6 protein-coding genes are annotated in these 5,691 nt (G+C 42.4%); all 6 read left to right on the top strand.

Translation table 11 applies throughout. The features are described from left to right. Positions 1 to 357 precede the first annotated feature (357 nt). The 6 genes from J2S11_RS22105 (at position 358) to wecB (ending at position 5,478) form a co-directional block, all read left to right on the top strand. Entirely contained in the window at positions 358 to 963 is a 606-nt protein-coding gene (locus J2S11_RS22105) for a dihydrofolate reductase family protein (RefSeq protein WP_307398363.1), read from the top strand. 285 nt (positions 964 to 1,248) lie between these two features. Next, a complete protein-coding gene (gene rpiB, locus J2S11_RS22100) occupies positions 1,249 to 1,692 on the top strand; it encodes a ribose 5-phosphate isomerase B (RefSeq protein WP_307398361.1) in 444 nt (147 codons plus the stop codon). 48 nt (positions 1,693 to 1,740) lie between these two features. Next, on the top strand, positions 1,741 to 2,304 hold the full coding sequence (locus J2S11_RS22095) for a TIGR01440 family protein (protein ID WP_370875597.1): 564 nt from the start codon (positions 1,741 to 1,743) through the stop codon (positions 2,302 to 2,304). A gap of 45 nt (positions 2,305 to 2,349) precedes the next feature. Further along, complete coding sequence (locus J2S11_RS22090; protein WP_307398359.1) at positions 2,350 to 3,591, top strand: serine hydroxymethyltransferase; 1,242 nt, start codon at positions 2,350 to 2,352, stop codon at positions 3,589 to 3,591. 28 nt (positions 3,592 to 3,619) lie between these two features. Continuing rightward, positions 3,620 to 4,249: a uracil phosphoribosyltransferase gene (upp, locus tag J2S11_RS22085; RefSeq protein WP_307398358.1), complete on the top strand. Its 630-nt coding sequence runs from the start codon at positions 3,620 to 3,622 to the stop codon at positions 4,247 to 4,249. Between the two features lie 80 nt (positions 4,250 to 4,329). Beyond that, a complete protein-coding gene (gene wecB, locus J2S11_RS22080; protein WP_307398364.1) occupies positions 4,330 to 5,478 on the top strand; it encodes a non-hydrolyzing UDP-N-acetylglucosamine 2-epimerase in 1,149 nt (382 codons plus the stop codon). Positions 5,479 to 5,691: the final 213 nt, after the last annotated feature.

The raw sequence follows: 5,691 nt of genomic DNA, 5'->3' as shown, positions 1-5,691 counted from the left end.
TTGTCTTGCCCCACTCATTTGTGACACCCTCTCCGTCTTCTTTCTTTTATTATCTACGTGTCTTTTATGAGTGTCCACTTTTTATTCTAACTGCAAATCGAACCTTAGAACGAATAAACCATTAATTTTGATTGATATGCACTTCTAAGGTGCAAATTTGTCCGTTAGAATTGATGGAGTTCAAAAAAACGTTTCTAAAATGTAAATTTGTCCGTTAGAGGAAGCAATAGCTTTTGGATGTGTATGGAAAGATATAAAATAGCAATTTGAAAGAAATACAGAGGATTTTTCTATGCTAGAATCAGGTTGTTGAGAACGATCTGTGCATTGTTGATCACAGATAAAGGAGGATGGAAATTGAATAAAGTAATCGCCGATATGTCCATATCGCTGGATGGATTTATAGCTGGTATAAACGATGGCCCAACTCAGCCGCTTGGAGAAGGAGGGGAACACCTTCATAAATGGCTATTCGAGGGTGAGTATTCAAGTAAATATAATGATTTCTTTAAGCTTACTAAGACAAGTAGAGATGTATTTGATCAGTCTATTGAAGAAGAGGGAGCTATTTTAGTTGGTAGAAGAACCTATGATATTGTAGGAGGGTGGGAAGGAAGTCACCCTGCTGGTGTCCCTGTATTTGTCCTTACACATGAAGAGCCTAAGAATGTGCCTAAGGGGGACACTCCGTTTACGTTTGTTACGGATGGAATCAGAAGTGCCGTAGAGCAAGCAAAGGCAGTAGCTGGAAAAAAGCATGTTGGAGTTGCCGGAGCTAGTACAATCCAACAATGTCTTGGAGCAGGCTTATTAGATGAGTTATTACTTCATCAGGTTCCAGTATTACTAGGTAAGGGTATCCCTTTGTTCGAGCCTACTGAAGGAAGGGCGATTGAGCTGGAGAACACTAAAGTCATAGAAGCTCCAGGTGTCACCCATCTAGGCTTCCGTATCATGAAATAGCTTCCGTATTATTAAATAGAAATGTAAAAAGTCATACTTCCTCTTTAGAGCGCACATCTTGTGCGTTTTTCTTTTGCCTTTGGACATGAATACATATCAAAGATAAAGTCATCTCTTTTGACCATGAACATTTTTAGAAAATAGGTTATAATAACGTAGACATTTTATACTATCTGATTGGAAGGTTCAGAGGTAGATAGTATATCGCCAGACTTGGCGATCAACCAAGTTTTTCTAAAAAGAGAAAGTACTAAGTTTGAGCAGCTAAGGAAGGGATGAGCGGAAGTGAAAATTGCTATTGCATCAGACCATGGAGGATTAAGGATTAAAGAAGAAATCAAGGCTTTGCTTGATGAACTGAAGCTATCCTACGAGGATTTTGGCTGTCAGTGTGAGGATTCGGTTGATTATCCTGATTATGCCCTGCCGGTAGCTCAGAGGGTTGCTTCTGGTGAGTTTGATCGAGGAATTCTAATTTGTGGTACAGGTATAGGCATGAGTATTGCAGCTAACAAAATCAAAGGAATTCGTTGTGCTCTGGCTCATGATACGTTCAGTGCTCAGGCTACCAGAGAGCATAATGATTCAAATGTTTTAGCGATGGGTGAGCGTGTCATCGGACCTGGTTTAGCCCGGGATATTGCCCGAATCTGGCTGCAAACAGAGTTTTTAGGTGGACGTCATCAGAGACGGATCGAGAAGGTTAGCGATATGGAAAATCAGTTGTAATAGCAACATGATAAGCCAAATGCTTAATATCTAAGGAGCGTAGGGCAAATGAATGAAAAAAGAACAGCTTTATACGGACAAACGAAGCAAATGGTGGACGATTTAATGCTACAGACTAACCTAAATGAGGATCATATTTTGGTCGTTGGAGTGAGTACTAGTGAGGTGCTTGGTAAGAAGATCGGTACAGCAGGAGCTGAGGGGGTGGCTACCGACCTCTTTGCTGCGTTGCATGAAGTAAGCCAGAGCAGTGGCTTCCATCTAGCTTTTCAATGCTGTGAGCATCTGAACAGAGCTTTGGTAGTGGAAAGACGAACGATGAAGCAATTTCAGCTCGAAGAGGTCAGTGTGATTCCTGCCCCGCAGGCTGGAGGAGCGATGGCGGCATACGCCTACAAGCAATTCCAGCAAGCGGTGATGGTGGAGCATATTAGAGCGGATGCTGGCATTGATATAGGGGATACGTTTATTGGCATGCATATCAAGCATGTAGCCGTTCCGGTTCGAGGAAGCCTAAGCCAAATTGGAGAGGCACATGTTACAATGGCAAAATCTAGACCGAAGCTTATCGGAGGAAATCGAGCTATCTATGTAGAACAAGTAGTGGAATAAAAGAGATAGAAAAAGGAAGAAGACTACTAAAGGGAGTGAAGAAGAATGTCATTTTTACAGGAAAAAGACCCAGAAATCTTTCAATCGATTCAAAACGAATTAGCACGTCAAAGAGATAAAATTGAATTGATTGCTTCAGAAAACTTTGTTAGTGAAGCGGTACTAGAAGCAATGGGCAGTGTGCTGACGAATAAATATGCTGAAGGCTATCCTGGTCGTCGATATTACGGAGGCTGTGAGCATGTTGATGTAGCTGAGGATTTGGCTAGGGACAGAGTAAAAGAGATCTTCGGCGCAGAGCATGCGAATGTACAGCCGCATTCCGGAGCTCAGGCGAATATGGCCGTTTATTTCTCCATCCTAAAGCCTGGAGATACGGTATTAGGGATGAATCTTTCTCACGGTGGACATTTGACTCATGGAAGCCCTGTTAACTTTTCGGGACAGCTATATAACTTTGTAGATTACGGTGTAGATGAGACGAGTCATTTAATCAATTATGACGATGTGCTAGAAAAAGCTAAGGAACATCGTCCAAAGCTTATTGTAGCAGGGGCAAGTGCCTACTCTAGAATCATTGATTTCGCAAAAATGAAGGAAATTGCTGATCAGGTAGACGCATATTTTATGGTGGATATGGCCCATATTGCCGGTCTTGTTGCTGCTGGTTTACATCCATCTCCTGTTCCACATGCTCACTTTGTCACATCAACCACACATAAAACACTTCGCGGTCCGCGTGGAGGTTTAATTTTATGTAAGCAGGAATTTGCCAAGCAAATCGATAAATCCATTTTTCCAGGTGTACAAGGCGGCCCTCTGATGCACATCATTGCAGCAAAGGCGGTGTCCTTTAAAGAAGCGCTTAGCCCGGACTTTAAGACATACGTACAGGCTATCATTGATAACGCCAAACGCCTCTCAGAGCGACTAAAAGAAAATGATATCACCCTCGTTTCAGGAGGAACAGATAACCACTTAGTGCTTGTTGATGTGCGTAGCCTAGGGTTGACGGGAAAACAGGCGGAGCATATTTTAGATGAGATCGGCATTACATGTAACAAAAATGCGATACCATTTGATCCAGAAAGTCCATTTGTGACTAGTGGAATTAGAATTGGTACAGCGGCTGTAACATCTAGAGGATTTGGGGTTGCGGATATGGAGGAAATTGCTGATATTATGGCGTTATCCTTGAAGAACCCTGAAGATCAAGCTAAGCAACAGGAAGCAGCAAATAGAGTAGCAGAGCTTAGTAAAAAGCATGAGCTGTATCCAGGGAAATAAGAAATTATATAGATAAAGGGAGTGCACTATGAGTAAGGTATACGTATTCGACCATCCGCTAATTCAACATAAGCTAACGTATATTAGAGATAAACAAACAGGGACAAAGGAATTTCGGGAGCTTGTTGATGAAGTATCAGCACTAATGGCCTATGAAATCACAAGAGAACTTCCTCTTAGAGAGGTGGAAGTTGAGACTCCAGTAGCGACCTGCAAAGCATACAAGCTAGAAGGGAAAAAGCTAGGCTTAGTCCCTATTCTTAGAGCTGGTCTTGGAATGGTAGACGGTATTCTGAAGCTTATTCCTGCGGCAAAGGTTGGACATGTAGGCTTATACCGCGATCCAGAAACATTAGAGCCAGTAGAATATTACGTAAAGCTTCCAAATGACGTAAGCGAAAGAGATTTCATTGTGATTGACCCTATGCTAGCGACAGGTGGCTCTGCTGTAGCAGCGATTCAATCCCTGAAAAATAGGGGAGCTGTAAGCATGAAGCTGATGTGTTTAATTGCGGCTCCTGAAGGGGTACAAAAAGTGCAGGAGGAGCACCCAGACGTTGATATTTATGTGGCTGGGGTTGATGAGAAGCTGAACGATCATGGCTACATTGTTCCAGGTCTAGGGGATGCTGGAGATCGTTTATACGGTACAAAATAAGTAGGAGATAGCAGCTTGTGAGTCAACAAACAGATAAGAAAGTCAACGAGAAGGACAAACAAGCTAAAAGGAGTATACGAATGTCTAAAAAAGTAAAAGTGATGTCCATTTTTGGTACCAGACCAGAAGCAATAAAGATGGCTCCACTTGTGCATGAGCTTAAAAAGCATGAGGATAAGATTGATTCGATTGTTGTGGTCACGGCTCAGCACCGTGAAATGCTTGATCAGGTGCTAGCTATTTTTGCTATTGAACCTGATTTCGACCTGAATGTCATGCAAAGTAGACAGTCCTTAACCGATATCTTCACTCGAGCTTTGCAGGGCTTAGATCAGATTATGAAGGACGAAAAACCAGATATTGTTTTAGTACATGGTGATACGTCAACGACGTTTATCGGGAGCTTGGCGGCTTTCTATAATCAGATTGCTGTAGGTCATGTGGAGGCAGGTCTTAGAACACACAATAAATTCTCGCCATACCCTGAGGAAATGAATCGTCAGCTGACAGGGGTATTAACAGATTTACATTTTGCTCCAACGAGTCAGGCAGCAGAGCACTTACTACTTGAAAATAAATCGAAGGATCGTATTTTCATAACAGGTAATACAGCAATTGACGCTCTAAAAACAACGGTTAAAGAGTCTTACAAGCATGAAGTGCTAGAACAGGTAGGGACGTCTAGAATGATTCTGGTGACAGCTCACCGCCGTGAGAATCTTGGTCAGCCAATGAGACAAATGTTCAGAGCCATCAAAAGGCTAGTATTAGAGCATGAGGATATTCAGGTCGTCTATCCAGTCCACCTTAACCCTGCTGTGCAGGAGGTGGCCCAAGAGCTGCTAGGAGATCACCCGCGTATTCACCTGATCTCACCGTTAGATGCGATTGATTTTCACAACTTTGCTTCTAGGGCGTATATGATCCTCACTGATTCTGGGGGTGTACAGGAGGAAGCTCCTTCTTTAGGTGTACCTGTACTTGTTTTAAGAGACACAACTGAACGTCCTGAAGGGATTGCAGCAGGAACCTTAAAGCTAGCTGGAACAGAGGAAGAAAACGTCTACCTGCTTGCTCAAGAACTGCTTACCAATGAAGCAGAATATCAGTCGATGGCTCAGGCATCGAATCCATATGGCGATGGAGAAGCGTCAAGGAGAATTGTAGAAGCTATTTTATATCATTTTAAGTATCGTTCAGAAAGACCAGAGGAATTTTTTGTAGATTAGAGCTTTTGATAAACCTATACTAGGTCATGAAAAGCAATGAAAAGCAATGAAAAGCAATGAAAAGCAATGAAAAGTGAATAAATGTAAAGACTAAAAGAGGGTTCTCCCTCTTTTTTTAATGATGCGTGCCCAGCAAGCCGTTAATTGCTAGTCGGTGCAAGTCCGATCTAAGTAAGAACCAAGTCGCTTAGTAGCTGACAGGCAACTGGTGGA

It is taken from the genome of Bacillus horti, from assembly GCF_030813115.1.
GTDB classification, from domain to species: domain Bacteria; phylum Bacillota; class Bacilli; order Caldalkalibacillales; family JCM-10596; genus Bacillus_CH; species Bacillus_CH horti.
The sequence above is the reverse complement of the archived record's forward strand: the minus strand, read 5'-3'. Positions and strand labels throughout refer to the sequence as shown.